We start from the raw sequence: 17865 nt of genomic DNA, 5'->3' as shown, positions 1-17865 counted from the left end.
CTGGGCTGTCATTATCGGCTCATGAACTCAGCTCTCCTCGTCATGGACTTCCAGAACGGCATCGTCGGTCGTCTGGAGTCGTCCGACGTCCTCGACAACGCGGTCACCGCCACCGAGGCCGCTCGCAGCGCGGGCATCCCGGTGGTCTTCGTCCGGGTCGCCTTCCGCCCCGGCTACCCGGAGGTGGCGGCGAGCAACGCCGCGTTCGCCGGCGTGGCGGGTGCGGCCGGGGACACGATGACCGAGTCCGCGGAGGCGACCCGGATCCACGCCGCTCTCGCCCCGCGACCCGACGAGCCTGTCGTGGTCAAGCGTCGGGTCAGCGCCTTCACCGGCAGCGACCTCGAGGTGCTCCTGCGTGGGCTCGACGTCTCGGAGATCGTCCTCGCCGGCATCTCCACCAGTGGGGTCGTGCTGTCGACGCTTCGACAGGCCGCCGACCTCGACTACCGGATCACGGTGCTGTCAGATGCGTGCGCCGACACCCAGACCGACGTCCACGACGTGCTGATGAACTCGGTGTTCCCCCGTCAGGCGACGGTGACGACCACCGCGGACTGGGCGGGGTCACTCGCCTGAGAAGGGGCGGGTGCCTGCGGACAGGCGATGGATGTTGCCCTGCAGCACATCCCGGTAGATGCGGAGATTCTCCTCGCCTGCGCGGACCTGCTCGGTGAGCCTGCGGGTGTTGTCCGCGGAGACCTCGCGCGACCCGGACCGGCCGACCAACTCGTCGATGCGGTCGTCGATGGTGGCGGTGCGCGCGTACTCCTCGAGCACCCGCAACTCGGCTGCGGCCGATTCGACGACCTCGGCGACCGTCGCCAGCGCCGCCACCCGGTCGACCAGTTCCCGCCAGACCGGTCGCAGCGATCGTTCCCGACGGGCGATGTGGCCGTCGAGGTCGTCGTCGAAACCCGCCGAGCGGCGTGAGGTGTCGAGATCGACGCGGATGGCACGCAGGGCGATGACGTCCGCGGCGATCTCGGCCAGTTCCGCGTGCAGATCGACCTGGCCGCGTTGCAGCGCGAAGTGCTCGGAATGCCATGCCGGACAACGCAGGACGCGGTCGTAGAAACTCCCTGCGGCGAACAGCATCGTCTCGTAGCCGTCGATGAACCGGGAGTCGGCGCTCGGTGCGGCACTCTCCACGTCTCCGGCCATCTCGGCGAACCACCGTCGGCCGGAATCCTTCCCGGACCGCGCAGCGGCGTTCTCGATCGCACCGGCGACGCGCTCGAGTGCGGCGTTGCCGATGCGACGGACGTATCCCCCGACGTCCGGTGTGGGGGTGTAGGTGAGGCCGATGAACAGGCGCTCGCGGTCGACGGCCTCGAGGTGGGTGCCCTCGCGGCGTTCGCGGCGGATCGCCCGGACGCCGGTGGCGAAGACGCCCTTGCCGTTGACGAGGACGCGGCGCGCGTCGTCGAGCTTGCGGGCCACCGAGTTCCGGCGCGCGCGGATGACCGCGGCCACCATCGACGGCGTCATCGGTGCGTTCGCCTGTTCGTCGAGAGCCGCGACGGTCCGCTGGAGGCGTCGGAGTTCGGCGAACTCCCGTGTCCCGGGCAGCATCTGCGCCGACGACGGGATCGGGAGTCCGGCCGACATGCGCGCGAGGACGACACCCCGCGCGGAGGCGTCGAGGTGGCCCGTGGCTATCGCGACGGCAGCCGGATCCGACAGTTCGGGGTGGCGGCCCGGGATCGTCGACTTCTCGCACCACCGGTGGACGGTCTCCGCGGTGACCTGGACGGAGGAGGCGTCACGGCTCATCGGGCAGTGCTCCTCTCGGGTCGCGCGGTCGCCTCCGATGGTACGGATCGGGCCCACAACCAGGCATATGTCGTGCGATGCAGTGCCCAGGCGATCGGAATGCTCACCACAGTCGTGACGATGAGCACGCCGAGCATCGACCCGGTGAAGGTCGGGTAGCCGAGCAGGTCCATCGCCCAGACGAGCACCACGAGGTGGACGAGGAAGAACTCGTAGGAGATCTCACCGAGCCACACGGCCGCGCGGTGCGCCAGGAGGCGGTCGAACGCATTCCCCGGCCGCGACAGCGCCAGTGCACCCACCAGACACGACGCGGTGATCGCGTACAGGACCGACTTCACGATCGTCGCGCCCGCGGTGGTCGGCGTGATGGTCGGCTCCCCCGCGGCCGCCGTCCAACTCAGCTGGAACGCGAGCACGGCGACGAGAACCGCGAGCAGGGGATGCACCCGCACGGCGCACTGCGCGGCGACGGCGAGGGCCATGCCGCAGGCGAACCAGATCACGAATGCAGGCGGCCACAGCCGCGCGGTCGGGTCGGTCAGGGTGCCGTCGGAGGTCAGGATCGCCCAGACGGGGCTCACCGCGGCGACGAGCACGAGTGCCCCGAGGACCGCCCACGGACGCCACCGCCGTCGGCAGACGACGCGCACGATCAGCCAGGCGATCACGGGCAGTGCGACATAGAACGCCGCCTCGACGGCAAGGCTCCACATCTGCGTGAGCCCCACGTGCAGGTGACCGAAGCCGTAGATCTGGGTCAGCGTCATCGACCGGACGAACCCCGACCAGTCGTGTGCAAGCGTCGCGTCCTGCGTACGCCACACCGAGAACAGCGCATACGTGGCGATCACCGTCACCCAGTACGCCGGAAGGACCCGACGCACCCGGTGGACCGCGTACCGACGCACCGACGGGCCCGGTCGCCCCTCGGCGAGCGCACGCACCCACGGTCGGAACAGCAGGTACCCCGACAGCACGAAGAAGATCGCCACGCCGATCTCCAGTCGGGCTGCCATCCGCCCCGGCAGGTCGTCGGTGTAGCCACCGGTCCAGAACGCCGCGTGCGTCGCGCAGACCGCGAACGCGGCGACCGCCCGCAGACCGGTCAGGGAGTCCCGGCGGCCTCCGGTGGTGGTCAGCGCGACGCCGGTGCCGCCAGCAGAGCTGCCGCGACGCGTTCGAGTGCCGCGACCCGCGACCCCTTCACCAGCACGGCGTCGCCGGTGGAGAGGCCGGACAGGGCGGAGAGTGCGGCGTCGATGTCCGCGACGTGCTGCGCGCCGGGCCCGTAGTCGGGCGCGTCCACGGCGACCACCTCGACACCCAGTTCGCGGGCGCGGGCGGTGATCGCCCGATGTTCGCCGGCGGCGGTGTCGCCCAGCTCTGCCATCACCCCGACGACTGCGACCCTGCGCCCCTCGGTCAGACCGGCGAGCGCGTCGAGCGCCGCGTTCATCGACGTGGGGTTGGCGTTGTAGGAGTCGTTGAGGACGGCGACGCCGTCGTCGGTGCGCGTCAGCTCCATCCGGAGCCCCGAGATCGCCGCACCCGAGAGCCCCTCGGCGATCTGCTCGACGGACAACCCCAGCCCGCCCGCGACCGATGCCGCGGCGAGCGCGTTGTGCACCTGATGCCGACCACGCGCCGCCATCGCGACCTCGATCGATCCCCACGGCGAGCGCAGCGTGAACGTCGGGCGCAGTTCGGCGTCGACTCGGATGTCGTCGGCGTGGACGTCGGCCTTCGACGACAGCCCGTAGGCGATGACGTCGGCGGTCGTCCGGGCGGCCATCGCGATGACGGTGTCCTGGTCGACATTGAGAACCGCGAGGCCGTCGTCGGGCAGGGACGCGATGAGTTCACCCTTGGCCTGCGCGATCGCGCCGATGGAGCCGAACATCTCGAGGTGCACCCCGTCGACGCGGGTCACCACGCCCACGGTGGGATGGGCGATGTCGCACAGCATCGCGATGTGCCCGATGCCGCGGGCACCCATCTCGACGACGACGGCCTCGGTGTCGTCGGGCGCACCGAACAGGGTGAGCGGGAGCCCCAGCTCGTTGTTGAACGACCGCTCGTTGGCGTGCGTGCGCAGCGCGGTCGAGAGCACCTGCGCCAACATGTCCTTGGTCGATGTCTTGCCGACCGATCCGGTGACACCCACGACCGGCCCGGTGACACGTGCGCGAGCGGCCTCGCCGAGCGCGGCCAACGCCGGGGCGGTGTCGTCGACCTCGATGGCCGTCACCGCCGAGTCCGCGACCGGTGGGCGTGCGGTCAGGTAGGCCGAGGCACCGGCGGACAGCGCCTGGGGGATGAAGTCGTGACCATCGCGTTCGGCGACGATCGGGACGAAGAGCTGCCCCGACGCGATCGTGCGGGAGTCGATCCCGGCGCCGTCGATCTGGACATCGGCGCCGGTGAGACTCCCGCCGACGGCGGAGGCGACCTCGCTGGCTGTGAAATGCACTCGTCGAATTTACTCCGGCGGCGACCGGGGACGGTTCCACCACGTCTCGCGGGTGTCCGGATCGTGACCGTAGGCTGATCGCCATGGTCTCACCGCCCGACCCCGAGCAGCCGCTCGAACGAGTGCGTCTGGTCGTCCTCTACGGCGGCCGATCGGCCGAGCACGACATCTCCTGCATCACCGCCGCGCACGTGATGGCAGCCGCCGATCGACGCCGCTACGACATCGTCCCGGTCGGCATCACCCGCGCCGGCGAGTGGCTCCGCAACGACAAGGCGATCGCGGCGCTGGACGAGGGTCGCGAGCTGCCGTCGAGCCTGTCGCCCGAGGGCACCACCGTCAGCTCTACGGAGATCCTGCAGGAGTCGCGAGGGATCGGCACCGGTGAACCGATTCCGACCACGGTGGTCCTCCCGCTGCTCCACGGCCCGCACGGCGAGGACGGCACCGTCCAGGGGATGCTGGAGCTCCTCGGCGTGCCCTATGTGGGCAGCGGGGTCCTCGGGTCGGCACTGTGCATGGACAAGGCGATGGCCAAGGTCGTTGCCGCACAACACCGGATCCCGCAGTGCCGGTGGCTGGAGTACCAGGACGGCATCGGCACGACCACCGAGTTCGCGAGTCGCGTCGCCGACGAGCTGGGTTTCCCGGTGTTCGTCAAGCCGGCGAATCTCGGTTCCTCCGTGGGCATCTCGAAAGCACACGACGCCGCCGAACTGGCCGCCGCGATCGACCTGGCGTTGCGGTACGACGAGGTGCTCATCGCCGAGGAGGGGGTGACCGGCCGCGAGATCGAGGTCGCCGTGCTCGGCAACGCCGAGCCCGAGGCGTCGCTTCCCGGCGAGATCCTGCCCGGCTCCGAGTTCTACGACTACGCCGACAAGTACCTGAACGGCACTGCGGGGCTGTCGATCCCGGCACAGTTGCCCGACGACGCCATCGCCGAGGTGCGCGCGTTGGCGCGCACTGCGTTCACCGCGATGCGCTGTTCGGGCATGGCCCGCGTCGACTTCTTCTACGAGGCAGATGGCCGCGGCTGGCTCCTCAACGAGGTCAACACGATTCCCGGGTTCACGCCGTCGTCGATGTACCCGAAGATGTGGGAGGCATCGGGGTTGTCGTATCCCGACCTCATCGACCGCCTCGTCGACCTCGCCTGGTTCCGCCACGGTCGTCGCTCGACCTTCTCCACCGAGCACTGACCGCAGTGTCGGACGGGGCGATCACCGGCCAGATCTGGCGGGGTGGCCGGCCGGTCGACGGGTTCGAACTCGCCGTCGTGTCCGAGTGCCTCGAGGATTCCGACACCCTCGTCTGGGCCGACCTGCTGGATCCGTCGGAGGAGACGCTGGGTCGTCTCGCCGAGGAACTGGACCTGAGCCCGTGGGCTGTGGAGGACTCCCTCGCCGCCGCCGAGCGCACCAAGGCGACCACCTACGCCCACCACACGTTCCTCACCGTCTACGCGGTCCGGTGTGCTTCCGACGCCGGCGTCCGGGCGGCCGATTCGCCCACCGGCGCGTCGCAGTCGATCGCCACACAACGCATCTCGGTGTTCGTCAAGCACAACGCGTTGATCACCGTCCGCCTCACCGGTTCGACACGCGACGGCGGAAAAGGCCGCACCGACCGCCCCGGCGAGGGCTCTCCCAGCCTGGTCGACATGAACGAGGTCCGCCGGCGGTGGGACGAGACCGAGGCGCGCGACCGCGGCGTCGAGGCTCTGCTCCACGGCCTGCTCGACGTCGTCGTCGACGGGCACTTCGAGGCGGTGCAGACGCTCGACGACGCGATCGAGGACCTCGAGGGGCTGCTGTTCGACGAGTCCGTCGCCGCGCGCACGCTGCAGCGTCGGACCTACGGCGTGCGGAAGGACCTCGTCGCCCTGCGACGTGTGGTGCTGCCGATGCGGGAGGTCGTCGCGGTGATCCAGCACCGCCGCGACGCACTCGGGCAGGGCGACCGCCTCGACGCGGAGTTCGCCGATCTCTACGACCACGTCCTGCGCGCGGCGGAGTGGACCGAATCGTTGCGCGACATGGTGTCCACGGTGTTCGAGACGAACCTGTCGTTGCAGGACGCACGGCTGAACACGGTGATGAAGAAGTTGACCGGGTGGGCGGCGATCATCGCCGTGCCGACCGCCATCACCGGCTTCTACGGGCAGAACATCCCGTTCCCCGGTTTCGACCACACGGTGGGATTCGTCACCAGTTCGGTGCTGCTCGTCACCGCCATGGTCGTCCTGTATGCGCTGTTCAAGCGCCGCGACTGGCTCTGACCTCGCCGATGCGCAGGGCCCCGCGCCCGCGCTCGTCCCGCGAGCAGCGCCTACCGTGGGACCCATGCGCATCCTGGTGACCGGTGCCAGCGGCTACGTCGGGTCACGACTGGTCACAGGCCTCCTCGACGCGGGCCACGAGGTGATCGCCGCCTCCCGCAAGCCCGACGGACTCGCCGCCTACGGCTGGTACGACGACGTCGTCCCGGTCGCGCTCGACGCATCCGACCGCACCGCGGCCGCGACGGCGTTCGGTGCGGTCGGCCCGATCGACGTCGTCTACTACCTGGTGCACGGCATCGGGCAGCAGGACTTCCGTGCGAAGGACAACGCGGCGGCCCGCAACGTCGCCGAGGCCGCCCGCGACAACGGTGTGTCCCGCATCGTCTACCTCGGCGGTTTCGTGCCGGACGACTCGCGGCTGTCGGAGCATCTCGTCAGCCGGGCCGAGGTCGCCGACCATCTCCAGGTCCCCGGCGGCCCCGAGCTGGTCTGGCTGCGGTCGGCCGTGGTCCTCGGTGCGGGGTCGACGTCGTTCGAGCTGATCCGCTACCTGGCCGATCGCCTCCCCGTCATCCCGCTGCCCGCCTGGGCCGACAACAAGATGGACCCGGTGTCGGTGCGCGACGTCGTGCACTATCTGGTCGCCGCGGCCGACGCGTCGGTGCTGCCCGCGGGCGCCTACGACGTCGCGGGTGCGGACGAGTCGAGCTACCGCGACGTTCTCATGACCTACCTGTCGGTCGCCCATCGGCGGCGGATCCCGTTGCCCCTGCGGGGTTTCGGCACCGGCCTGGCGTCGAAGGTGAGCGGCCTGCTGGTACCCGTCCCGACCGGACTGACCGGTGATCTCGTCGCGTCGCTGGACTACCCCATGTACGCCACCGAGCACCGCATCCGAACGCTGGTCCCCGACCCGCCAGGTGGGCTGCTCACGGTGCGTGACGCGATCGAACGCGCCCTGTCCGACGGAACACCCCGGCCGGTCGACCAGCTGGTCGATCCGCACCACATCGCCGACTCCGACCCCGACTGGGCGGGTGGCGACGTCGCCCACATCCGCAAACTCGGTTCGGCCGCGGTGTCGGTCGACGGGTGGGACCAGTTCGAACGACTCGGCGCGTCACTCGTGCTGTCCTCCGGTCCGGCCGCCGGCGCCGTGCGCGTCGGATGGGATCTCGCCGCGGCGACGGTGGCGCGGGTGAACGACCACCTGGGGAGGTGAGAGACATGACCACGTTGGTGACCGAGGGCTGGGATCAGTTGCGGGGCGCCGTGCTCCACAAGGAGGCGGCACACCCCGCCGAACCGCAGAGCACGATCCGCCGTCGACGGATCGTCGTCATCGTGTTCCTGGTGATCGGTTCGGTGTTCCTGGGCCTGTCGCTCTCGACGAAACCGGGCGACGCGATCTTCTACGTCTACACGCTCGCGCTCGCCGCCGTGTGGTGCATCGGTGCTGCGCTGTCGCGGCCACTGCACCTCGGCCGCGTCACGTGGCGAGGACACCGACGGCGACCGATCCTCACCGGTATCGGCGTGGGGCTCGGCCTCGGCGCGGTGTTCGTCCTCGGCGGGCTCGTGGTGCGTCTCATCCCGCCGCTCAAGGACCTGGTCACCTCGGTGTTCGAGCACGCGACGGCCGGCAACCTCGCCGTCGTCGTGGTGATCGCGCTGATCAACGGCATCGCCGAGGAACTGTTCTTCCGTGGCGCGTTGTACTCGGCGCTGGGCCGCCACTACCCGGTGGTCTTCTCGACGCTCATCTACATCGTCGTCACCCTCGCGAGCGGCAACCCGATGCTGGGCTTCGCCGCGATCCTCCTGGGCTTCGTCGCGGCCGTCGAACGCCGCGCCACCGACGGTGTGCTGGCCCCGATCCTCACCCACGTTGCCTGGACCGCGGTGATCCTCCTCGCCCTGCCCCCGCTGTTCGGCGTCTGAGTCAGGGCTTGCGCCACTCGATCAGGTAGCGCCACATCGGCAGTCGACGCCACTCGCAGCCCGGCAACACTTCTCGCGCGACGTCGCGCATCTCGCTGTACGTGTGCGACTGCTGCCAGATCTTCGGTGCCGTGTGCTCCCAGAAGCCATGGCGCATGGACAGGATCCGGTGCTGCAGTTGGCCCGCGAGGTGGATCGCCACGTCGCTGACCGTCGATGTCCGCGCCAGCCCGACGATCACCACCACACCTCCTGGTGCCGTCAGATCCGCGAATCTCTGTAACGCAGCTGCGGGGTCGGCGAGGTGGTGCAGAGTCGCCACCGAGGCGACGACATCGAAGGATTCCGGCGCGAAGGGGTGGGTCATCACGTCGCCGTGCACCCATGGGACCGACGACGATTCGCCACGGGCCGAGGTGAGAACCTCCGCGTCGGTGTCGATACCCGTCACCGACGCGACGACCGTCGCGAGATCCGCAGCGAGCAACCCGTCACCGGTACCGACATCCAGGGCGGTCCGGGCACCGTCGGGAACGGCGTCGAGCACGACCTGGTGGTAGTGGATGTTGTGATTCCACCGTCCGTCGATCGGCCCGCGTCCGCTCACGGCGCCGGCCGTACGGTCGGCGGCGACGTGCGGAGGTGCCGCACGACCACTCCTCGATCTCTCAGATCAGGCAGCAGCGTCGCGATCGCCCGCGCCCTGTCTCTGCGGATCCGCACGGCATACAGCAGGATCGAGTCCGGACCGAGGGCACTGCGCAGCGACTCCGTGTTCCCGTTCCACAGCTCCTCTCGGGTCCGCACGCGACGAAACGTCCGGCGCAGCAGGCGGGACCACGACGTCGCGAACGGCGGGTCGAGCCAGACGATGCATTCGGATCGGGCCGCGAATCGGGTGAACAGCGCCGGATAGAAGCCGTCGACGACCCACCGCGGCGACGACAGCTTCGCGGTGAGCTGCTCGACCAGCCACTCCTCCGACCGCGCTTGCCATCCCGGACCCCAGAACAACGCGTCGAGCTCGATCGGCTCCACACCGAGCTGCTTCGCGTACGACCGGGCGAAGGTCGACTTGCCTGCACCCGGCCCCCCGACGACCCAGACGCGGTCGAATTCGGCTTCTGTCATCGAGCAGCGATCGTAATCGGCGACAGATGTCCGAGACCCGCATCCTGAGCCCGACTCGTGGTCACAGTGACCACGGTGACCCGTGAGGACGCGGATGTCGGACACGGTCCACGAAATCTGTGCGGAACTGGAGGGATTTGAACTGAAATTGGAATGCCCGGTCGCAGCTCGTAACACCCTCTGATCTGCAGTTCTGTCGCTTTCCGACTAACTCCCGAGTTTTGAACCCGAGAAAGACGGTTCAACCTAACTATTGCTCATAGTTCGTGCACTGATTATGGAATCAATCAGGTCTACTACCGGGCCTTGCTCCTGCATCACATACTCGTCTCCGTACGACCAGGCCAGCCCGTCAGGATTGTTGACATCAAACATGTATGCGGCGTCGCGGCCGTTGTGTCCCACAACCGCCATTTCAGGCGGTCGTGGGGCCTGTTCTATTGGGATCCCCTGATAGTTTGCGTCGCTCGCCTGAATCGGCCCGTTCAGGTTCTCGAATATCCCGGTCAGTGAGGCGTACTGCTCAAGCGTCATCCAGTCTTTGATAGGGTCAATGCCGTTGTCGTACCAGTGATCCTCGACGAATCCGTCATGAATGTGGGTCACAAAGTTGCGCAGTTGGGAAGGCGCTCTATCCCAAAATTGCGGCCTGTCCGCCGAATGCGGTGCGGGCGGAAAACCGACCATGCCCAGCGCCCCCGTCTTGGCAGGTTGCATATAAAAGAGGCCGACGTGGTTCAAGCTCCCGTCGCGAACACGCGCAAATTTAGCTATGCGTACGTGAGTAGTGCGCCTCAATATAGCGTCAGCCGCTTTCGGTAAGTAGCTGCGGAGCTGGCTGGCTGCGATCTTTACCCCTTCTTGAGCTGGGGCACCGTTTGCTTCAAACCAGTAGTCCGGCACAGTTTCTCCCAAGTGCCCGAGCTCGGACCTGGTTGTCACAAACTCAAATTCGCGACCCCCGGTGCCGCGGACCCAGCTTCGAAACTGATCAGGAACGTCATTAGCGTCAGCAGAGGTCATACGACGAGTTCCTTTTGGTTGAAGTAAATGAGGGCATCATACAGAACAGGGATTATCCGAAGACCAGGGCCGCGACCCCCGCTGCGATAATGACGGCCGCCGCGGTTCCGGCAATGACTGCCTTCGATTGCAGCGGCAGGCTCTGCCATGCATTCGAGATCTTCGTGCCGAAGCTCTGGCGAGGTGCGCTATCGCCGCTGCTGCTGCGATCGTTTTCGGCTTGGGCGTCGGCAATCTGTTGCTGAATCTTCTCCCATGTATCCGCAGTCTGTTGCTCGCGTTCCGCTCGTCGTTCGGACGGTATGTCGCCGTATCGCGAGTGTCCTGGATATTCCGGGTAGGTCTTTGCACCTCGCGACCTATTTTCGGCCGGAGACGATGGGACGATGTTTTCAGTTTGGTTCGCGATTTCGTCTTGCTGCTGATCGGAAAGCTCGTCAAACCCGGGAATTTGAACCAGGCGACGGAGGGCAATGAGGTGATCTGCCTCCGAGTCGCGCGACAACGTCCGGCCCGAGAATGCAGGGTCATCGTCACCCTTCAGCGGAACACCGTCGCGCGCGAGCATGTCCCTACGCGCGTTGCGTCCTGCGGAGCTCTTGCGAAGGCGCTGATAGATCTTGTTCTGCCGAGGAGTCAGAGGACGGTCTGGCGGTATTGAGCGGAGGATTTCTTCCCGGCGAATCCGTTGTTCGTTGGCGATCCGTTGTTCGACAGCTTCCGGCGACTGGTCGTACGAGGGTCCGGCAATCGGGGGGATTGCCTCTGAGCCTGGTTCCGGCTGGCCGTCGGCACTCCCGATGCCGTCGGGTGCTGATGTCGCTGACTGGGCGTCATCGTTGCTCACAGTCTTTTGAGGTGGGAGGCCTGAGTGGGTATCGGCCTGATTATGGGGCTCGCCCCCGTAGTCCGGACGGTTCGACGCTGGTGTCTGCGGCGGCGAGGGCGATGCCGCATTAGGCGACTTGTCGACTGTGGTGCCGGTTCCTTTTTCGTGTGCGTCCGTTCCTTGATTGGCCGCTTGTTGTTGCTGCTTGATCTGTTTCAGGGTGTTTTTGTCCGGATCAGCCAGGATCGGATACAAGGCGTTGAGTTCAGCACCGACGTGCTGGACGAGGTTGCCGTTGTCGTCGACGGTGTACCAGGTGCGTTGCGGTTGGCCGAGGCTGTCGTAGGCCCAGGGCTTGGCGATGTGGCTGACGGCGCGGCCGTTCTGGTCGTAGATCGTGGCCGAGCCGTCGGGGTTGACGTCGATGCGCCCGCCGGGCGGGACGTTCTCATGAAAAACGTATGCGCGGGGGCTGGTCTCGTCGTTGATCAGGACCAGTTGCGACGACCCGATGGTGGCGCGTTCGGACCCGCCACGGGGGAGCCATGAGCGTAGTGCGGCACCGACAGATGGGTATCCGTTGGCACGGGCGAGTGCGGTGTAGCGGCCGAACCCGCCGCTGCGCGCGCTGAGTCCACCCGCGACCAGCGCTGCAGCTCCCGCGGCGAGCCACAGACCGGTTACCGCCGTGTCCTGATCGCCGCTATCGCGGGGGCCGATGGTTGCCTGTCTGTTCCGGGGACTTGTTTCCGACCCGGACTGCTGTGTAGCTGATGGCGCGGTCGTCGTCGAGGACCTGGTCGGCGGCGATGTGGACGGGGGAACCGATGCTGTGTTGGGAGTGCTCTGGGGTGTGAGCGGGTTGGGCGCGACGGGGCCCGATTCGCTACCTCCACCTGCACCTCCACTCGGCCCTCCGCCCGGGACGGCAGGAGTTGCCGGGGTCTGGCCGGGTACGGGGACGATGGGGGTGCCGTTGCCCTCGCCGGGTCCGGGTCCGATGTTCGATCCGACCGACGGCCCCCCGCCGGAGCTGCCGCTACTGCCGGTCGTGGTGGGAGCCGCCGGCGCCGTCGGGGTGAAGGTGTTGGTCGGAACGCTGATGCAGGGATAGCCCGGTCCGAAGCGGGCGCGCATGGCGTCGCAGAGCGCGTCAGCGTGGGAGGGCGTCGAGCCCACGAACACCGCCAACGCGAGGGCGCCGACGACGGATGCGAGGACGAGCGCGAGAGCACGCCCCCACCCCGGCACACGCCGTGGCGCGACGGCGCGGGGTGGCGTCAGCTCCCCATCGCGTTGTTGCTCACCCACGGCTGTTCGGCGTAGGTGGGCGTTCACTGACTGCTACCCCGGATGACTCGGCCCAGGGCGGCGTCGATACCGGCCCAGAACCACCGGCCCGCGATCGACATGATCAGAAAGAACACGAGGAAGACCAGCATGCCGCCGTAGTCGTGGGACCACTGCTGCAACCGACTACTCAGCGCCCACGCACATAACACCAGCAGCACACATCCGAGGACGAACGAGATCCACCGCCACGCCGCCGCCAGGGTCGTAGTGGTGTGGGATCCGCTGGTGTGGGTGTCGATGCCTGGGGCCGCCGAACTGGTCGCGGCGTGGTGGGTTCGTCCATCACGGGCGGTGGCAGGAGTGCTCATCGGTGAACCTGGATCCCTCGTGGTCTCAGAGGTAGTGCGGCAATCCGTACACGTTGACCGTGTCGTCGTTGTTCGGTGTCGAGATCGCAACCGTGACATACGAACGCAGCACCACCGGCCCCAAGCAGCCGTCGACCTTGATGTGGACATCGGTGGCGTTGATTGCCCCACTGGCCGCGGCCAGCTTCTTCGTCCCGAATGACACGTCGGCGATGGTGCCGGGCCGCAACACACTCGAGATCGACGGCTGCACCGACGCCCCGATCCCCAACGCCGGCGGATACGACACATTCAACGTCGCGTTGGGGCCACCCGCGATACCGATCGTCGCCCCGGAGGTGACATCGGTGTTGCACCCGACCTGGAACCCACCGGTCACCGTCCCCGAGGTGACCGGCGACCTACCCGCACCCGCGATCGAGCCCGCCGCACGCAACGACACGAACCCCTCACGCGTCCACGGGGACTGATTCAACGGCGGCACCGACCGCACAGACTCCCGCGCTTTCGTCGCGGTCACCACCCACCCGTCATCAGTCGTGCGCGTCACCGACCGATCAGCAAACGAATTGCCCGGCTTCATGTTCGGGCCGGCCGCGGCCGATGCCGCGCTCAACGCGGTGAGCGCAGAAACGCCCACGACGGCGACCATCGAAACGGCCACTCGGATGGAACTCATGTCATGCCTCGTGTGTCGGTGGATCCCCATCCCCGCACAGGCGTGCAAACGGCACGCTAGACGGTCCTCCACCGATTCGCACGGAAAGTGACCACCAGCACATGCGCGATGAAGATGGCGTCGGCAGCGTGATGCCGGACCGCAGGTGTGCCGCACGAGTGGACATCCCCGTAGCTTGCGCCGACGCGACGGCGGATCCACCGCCGCTCGAGGTCGCCGGAAATCCTCTATCCACCCCCGGCTGAACTCAACCTGAGATTCCCGATTCTGCGGAAGTGGAGGGATTTGAACCCCCGGTGGTTTCACCCACGCTCGCTTTCAAGGCGAGTGCATTCGGCCGCTCTGCCACACTTCCCTCGCCGGTCAGGGTAACGCAGCCGGTCGAGCCGGTTTCGCGGCTACTGCAAGCCCTCGCGGATGTCGCGGAAGAAGGCGTCGAGGTCGCCGATGTGTCCGGGACGCGGGTCGACGTGGGCGAGCAGGTGGCGGCGCACCCTGTCGGCGTGACCGCCGGTCGCGCGTCGCAGATGGGCGCGGCCGGTGTCGGTGATCCTGACCAGGCGGTTGCGCGCATCGCTGGTGTCGGAGATCCGTTCGACGTCGCCGAGTTCGACGAGTCGTGAGACCTGACGCGAGATCGTGCTGCGTGACGCGAGACCACCGCCGGCGAGATCCGTCATCCGCAGCACCGGGTGCTCGGCGAGCGCTTCCAGGATCATGTACTCGCCCAGACCGAGATCGGCCTCGTCCACCAACTCACGGTCGAGGTGGGTGAGCAGAGCCTGCGTGCCCTCCACGAAACTGCGCCACGCGCGCTGCTCGTCGGGGCTCAGCGACTGGTCGGAAGCGCCGGCGGCGTGCAGCGGGTACACGCGCCCACCTGCTTGCGGCTGCAGATCATCGCCGGTGCTGTACATCGCGCCCCTCCCACGTCACATCCCGGCGAATCCGCGCAGGGTTGGACGGAAGGCGCCTCGGCTCGGCCACTCGACACTAGTCATGTTCATCCCCCACGGGCAGTCGGTCGATCACACGAAAAGTGCTGGTCGACCTGTGATGGTCTGGCACGCGTGCGCCACCGTGGCGACTCGGGGAATGGTGCTCGCTCCCCGTGGTTGGGTAGGGCATGCGCGTGATCTCCGTCGAGAACGAGGGCCCCGACTCGGTCCTGACACCAGCAACAGCCGATCGGCCCACGGCCGGCCCGGGTGAGGTCGTCATCGCGGTCGCCGCCGCCGGCCTCAACCGGGCGGATCTGATGCAACGACAGGGCTTCTACCCCCCTCCGCCGGGTGCCAGCGACATCCTGGGCCTCGAGGTCTCGGGGACGGTCGACGAACTCGGCGACGGTGTCACGGGGCTGTCCGTCGGTGACGAGGTGTGCGCCCTCCTCTCCGGCGGCGGGTACGCCGAGTACGTCGCGGTTCCCGCGGTCCAGGTGCTGCCCGTCCCCGACGGGGTGGATCTCGTCGAGGCCGCAGCGCTGCCCGAGGTCGCGGCGACGGTGTGGTCGAACCTCGTCCTCGCCGCCGGACTGCGTTCCGGGGAACGCCTTCTCGTCCACGGAGGCGCCAGCGGCATCGGCACCCACGCCATCCAACTGGCGCGGGCGCTCGGTGTCGAGGTCGCCGTCACCGCCGGATCCCAGCGCAAGCTCGACGTCTGCGCGGAGTTCGGCGCCACCACGCTGATCGACTACCACCAGGACGATTTCGTCGACACCGTCGCCGATCTCGGTGGTGCCGACGTCATCCTCGACATCATCGGCGCGAAGTACCTGGCGCGGAACGTCGATGCGCTCGCGACCGGAGGCCGGTTGGTGATCATCGGCATGCAGGGCGGCACCACCGCCGAACTGGATCTGTCGGTGCTGCTGCGGAAACGGGGGTCCGTCGCCGCGACCAACCTGCGTGGACGGCCGGTCGACGGACCGACCGGCAAGGGCACCATCATGGCCGGAGTCCACGAGACCACCTGGCCGCTCATCGCCGAGGGACGCATCCGTCCCGTCGTCGACCGCACCTTCCCGCTCGAGGAGGCCGACGCCGCCCACCGTCATCTCGACGGCGGCGACGCGGTCGGCAAGGTGCTCCTCACCCTGTGACCGTCCAGCCCCGGTGACGCCGGTTCAGCCCAGCGACCCCAGACAGCGCACCAGCTGATCCACCTCGTACGGGGTCGAGTACTGCCCGAGTCCGATCGTGACCGCGCCGCCGACGTCCCCGACACCGATCACGTCCAGCGCGCGGCTGGGCACGTCGACGAGCGCGCAGATGCCGTTGTCGGCCAGACGACGGGCGACCTTGTCTGCGGCGACCCCGTCGACGGTCAGGCTCGCCGTCGGGACCGTGTCGGTGGGAGAACCCACCATGTGCACCGAACTCAGATGGGACACCGACTCCACGAGGTAGGCCGTGAGGCGGCGGAGGTAGGTGTTCAGGCTCCCGACGGACGTGACGAGGCGGTCGCGGCGACTGCCCGTCGCGGCCTCGTCGAGCGATGCGAGGTGCTCCACCGACGCGGCGAGACCCGCCAGCAGGGCGTGCGGGAGACCGTCGACCTCGAGACGTCCCGGGCCGCTCGTCGTCGACGACAGCCCCGACGCACGCAGCGTCGCGACGCGGCCGGGGTCGCGGAACACCAGAGCCGCGACCTGGGGGCCACCCCACCGCTCGGCGGACACGACCAGGACGTCGGCACCCATGGCCTCGATGTCGAGGACGGCGTAGGGGGCGGCGGAGGTGGCGTCGACGACGAAGAGCGCGCCGACCTCATGGGCTGCGGCACCGATCGCGGCGATGTCGGTGACCGTGCCGATCGTCGACGACGCCGCCGTCACGGCGACGACGGCGGTCGAATCGTCGAGGAGGTCCTTGTACTGCCAGGGCGGGAGTTCACCGTTCTCGATGTCCACCTCGGCCCATCGGACGCGGGCACCGTAGCGATCCGCCGCGCGCAGCCAGGTGATCACGTTCGGCTCGTCGTCGAGGCGACTGACCACCGCCGTCGATCCGAGCCACACCCGCGCCGGCACCGATTCCGCGAGCATCGACAGGAGGATGCCGCGGGTCGGTCCGAGCACCACCCCGGTGGGATCCCCGCCGACGAGATCGGCGACCGCCTGCCGGGCGGCGTCGATGACAGCCTGCGACTGCCGCGCCGCCGGGTAGACCCCACCCGGTTGCGACACGAGTGCCCGGAACGCCTTCGAGACGGTCGACGCGACCGAGTCGGGGATCTGGCTCCCGGCCTGCGGATCGAGGTGGATCCACCCGTCGCCGAGCGACGGGAACAGCCCGCGCACCCGTGCGACGTCGTAGCTCATGGCAGACACCATAGACCCGCACCGCGACGCCCCCGAGAGTCGTTCACACGTGCGGCCCGCCGATGGGCAGGACGCATACGTGCGACATCACCGCAGGTGGCGAGGGTGGTCATGAACATCCACAGTCGGTGGCCGGTCGCAGACGTGTCCGGGTCTCGCGCACAATGGAGCGCATGACGTCACCACTGTTCGGATCGGGTCCCGACAACCACCCCGACCGCGACGACATCATCGTCCCGGGCCCCGGGTCGCGGGCGCCGGGCGGCAAGGACGGCGACCCCGACGACCAGCCCGGCGGCATCGCCGACATGGTGGAGCAGCCGGCGAAGGTGATGCGGATCGGCACGATGATCAAGCAGCTCCTGGAGGAGGTGCGCGCGGCACCTCTCGACGACGCCAGCCGCACCCGCCTCAAGGAGATCCACGCGTCGTCGATCCGGGAACTCGAGGAGGGCCTGGCGCCGGAGCTGCGGGACGAGCTGGAACGGCTCGCCCTGCCGTTCGGTGACGAGTCGACCCCGTCCGACGCCGAGCTCCGGATCGCCCAGGCACAGCTCGTCGGGTGGCTCGAAGGCCTGTTCCACGGGATCCAGACGGCCCTGTTCGCCCAGCAGATGGCCGCACGGGCCCAGCTCGAGCAGATGCGGCAGGGTGCGCTGCCGGGTCCGGGCGGTTCGGGCGTTCCGGGAACCGGTCACGGCGTCACCGGGACCGGTCAGTACCTGTAGCCCGGTAGGGTCGAC

General features: G+C 68.3%; 18 protein-coding genes and 1 tRNA gene. 7 read left to right on the top strand and 12 right to left on the bottom strand.

The window, feature by feature from the left end; all coding sequences use genetic code 11:
• The first annotated feature begins 21 nt into the window (after nucleotides 1-21).
• A complete protein-coding gene (locus ACXVUM_RS09005) occupies nucleotides 22-579 on the top strand; it encodes a cysteine hydrolase family protein (RefSeq protein ID WP_458521479.1) in 558 nt (185 codons plus the stop codon).
• Here the strand turns inward: ACXVUM_RS09005 and ACXVUM_RS09000 are convergent.
• From ACXVUM_RS09000 to ACXVUM_RS08990, 3 genes are read right to left on the bottom strand one after another with little or no spacing between them, the layout of a single operon-like run.
• Nucleotides 568-1776 carry a hypothetical protein gene (locus ACXVUM_RS09000; protein ID WP_458521478.1) on the bottom strand — a complete coding sequence of 403 codons (1209 nt, stop codon included), beginning with the start codon at nucleotides 1774-1776 and terminating at the stop codon, nucleotides 568-570. The two genes, ACXVUM_RS09005 and ACXVUM_RS09000, sit on opposite strands and share 12 nt — an antisense overlap.
• Nucleotides 1773-2879, bottom strand: a complete 1107-nt coding sequence (locus tag ACXVUM_RS08995; protein ID WP_458522831.1) for an acyltransferase family protein — start codon at nucleotides 2877-2879, stop codon at nucleotides 1773-1775. Before ACXVUM_RS08995 ends, ACXVUM_RS09000 begins: the two co-directional genes overlap by 4 nt.
• A 35-nt stretch (nucleotides 2880-2914) precedes the next feature.
• Complete coding sequence (locus ACXVUM_RS08990) at nucleotides 2915-4249, bottom strand: UDP-N-acetylmuramoyl-tripeptide--D-alanyl-D-alanine ligase (RefSeq protein ID WP_458521477.1); 1335 nt, start codon at nucleotides 4247-4249, stop codon at nucleotides 2915-2917.
• A gap of 83 nt (nucleotides 4250-4332) precedes the next feature.
• Between ACXVUM_RS08990 and ACXVUM_RS08985 the strand changes: the two genes are divergently transcribed.
• The 4 genes from ACXVUM_RS08985 to ACXVUM_RS08970 all read left to right on the top strand — a co-directional run bounded on the left by ACXVUM_RS08985 (nucleotide 4333) and on the right by ACXVUM_RS08970 (nucleotide 8474).
• A complete protein-coding gene (locus tag ACXVUM_RS08985; RefSeq protein ID WP_458521476.1) occupies nucleotides 4333-5451 on the top strand; it encodes a D-alanine--D-alanine ligase family protein in 1119 nt (372 codons plus the stop codon).
• 5 nt (nucleotides 5452-5456) lie between these two features.
• Nucleotides 5457-6530 carry a magnesium transporter CorA family protein gene (locus ACXVUM_RS08980; protein ID WP_458521475.1) on the top strand — a complete coding sequence of 358 codons (1074 nt, stop codon included), beginning with the start codon at nucleotides 5457-5459 and terminating at the stop codon, nucleotides 6528-6530.
• A 64-nt stretch (nucleotides 6531-6594) separates the two neighbouring features.
• Nucleotides 6595-7755, top strand: a complete 1161-nt coding sequence (locus ACXVUM_RS08975) for an NAD(P)H-binding protein (RefSeq protein WP_458521474.1) — start codon at nucleotides 6595-6597, stop codon at nucleotides 7753-7755.
• A 5-nt stretch (nucleotides 7756-7760) separates the two neighbouring features.
• Nucleotides 7761-8474 (top strand): CPBP family intramembrane glutamic endopeptidase, encoded by a 714-nt coding sequence (locus tag ACXVUM_RS08970; RefSeq protein ID WP_458521473.1) that lies wholly within the window; start codon nucleotides 7761-7763, stop codon nucleotides 8472-8474.
• A 1-nt stretch (nucleotide 8475) separates the two neighbouring features.
• Here ACXVUM_RS08970 and ACXVUM_RS08965 read toward each other — a convergent pair whose 3' ends face one another.
• From ACXVUM_RS08965 to ACXVUM_RS08930, 8 genes are all read right to left on the bottom strand, one after another.
• Nucleotides 8476-9081, bottom strand: coding sequence for a class I SAM-dependent methyltransferase (locus ACXVUM_RS08965; protein ID WP_458521472.1), 606 nt, complete (start codon nucleotides 9079-9081; stop codon nucleotides 8476-8478).
• Nucleotides 9078-9605 carry a hypothetical protein gene (locus ACXVUM_RS08960; RefSeq protein ID WP_458521471.1) on the bottom strand — a complete coding sequence of 176 codons (528 nt, stop codon included), beginning with the start codon at nucleotides 9603-9605 and terminating at the stop codon, nucleotides 9078-9080. Before ACXVUM_RS08960 ends, ACXVUM_RS08965 begins: the two co-directional genes overlap by 4 nt.
• Nucleotides 9606-9851: 246 nt before the next feature.
• Nucleotides 9852-10628, bottom strand: coding sequence for a hypothetical protein (locus tag ACXVUM_RS08955; protein WP_458521470.1), 777 nt, complete (start codon nucleotides 10626-10628; stop codon nucleotides 9852-9854).
• Between the two features lie 52 nt (nucleotides 10629-10680).
• A complete protein-coding gene (locus ACXVUM_RS08950) occupies nucleotides 10681-12768 on the bottom strand; it encodes a hypothetical protein (protein WP_458521469.1) in 2088 nt (695 codons plus the stop codon).
• Between the two features lie 23 nt (nucleotides 12769-12791).
• Complete coding sequence (locus ACXVUM_RS08945; RefSeq protein ID WP_458521468.1) at nucleotides 12792-13118, bottom strand: hypothetical protein; 327 nt, start codon at nucleotides 13116-13118, stop codon at nucleotides 12792-12794.
• A gap of 25 nt (nucleotides 13119-13143) precedes the next feature.
• Complete coding sequence (locus tag ACXVUM_RS08940; RefSeq protein ID WP_458521467.1) at nucleotides 13144-13797, bottom strand: MspA family porin; 654 nt, start codon at nucleotides 13795-13797, stop codon at nucleotides 13144-13146.
• Nucleotides 13798-14067: 270 nt separating this feature from the next.
• Nucleotides 14068-14152: transfer RNA gene (locus ACXVUM_RS08935), tRNA-Ser, on the bottom strand.
• A 43-nt stretch (nucleotides 14153-14195) separates the two neighbouring features.
• Entirely contained in the window at nucleotides 14196-14714 is a 519-nt protein-coding gene (locus ACXVUM_RS08930) for a MarR family winged helix-turn-helix transcriptional regulator (RefSeq protein ID WP_458521466.1), read from the bottom strand.
• A gap of 209 nt (nucleotides 14715-14923) precedes the next feature.
• Here ACXVUM_RS08930 and ACXVUM_RS08925 point away from each other — a divergent pair, with 209 nt between their 5' ends.
• Complete coding sequence (locus tag ACXVUM_RS08925) at nucleotides 14924-15901, top strand: NAD(P)H-quinone oxidoreductase (protein WP_458521465.1); 978 nt, start codon at nucleotides 14924-14926, stop codon at nucleotides 15899-15901.
• A gap of 24 nt (nucleotides 15902-15925) precedes the next feature.
• On the opposite strand, the gene ACXVUM_RS08920 is transcribed toward ACXVUM_RS08925, so the two are convergent.
• A complete protein-coding gene (locus ACXVUM_RS08920; protein ID WP_458521464.1) occupies nucleotides 15926-17122 on the bottom strand; it encodes a cysteine desulfurase-like protein in 1197 nt (398 codons plus the stop codon).
• 173 nt (nucleotides 17123-17295) lie between these two features.
• On the opposite strand from ACXVUM_RS08920, the gene ACXVUM_RS08915 reads away from it, so the two are divergent.
• Nucleotides 17296-17850, top strand: coding sequence for a bacterial proteasome activator family protein (locus tag ACXVUM_RS08915; RefSeq protein WP_458521463.1), 555 nt, complete (start codon nucleotides 17296-17298; stop codon nucleotides 17848-17850).
• Nucleotides 17851-17865 lie beyond the last annotated feature (15 nt).

The sequence above is a fragment of the Williamsia sp. SKLECPSW1 genome (genome assembly GCF_054332755.1).
The sequence above is the reverse complement of the archived record's forward strand: the minus strand, read 5'-3'. Positions and strand labels throughout refer to the sequence as shown.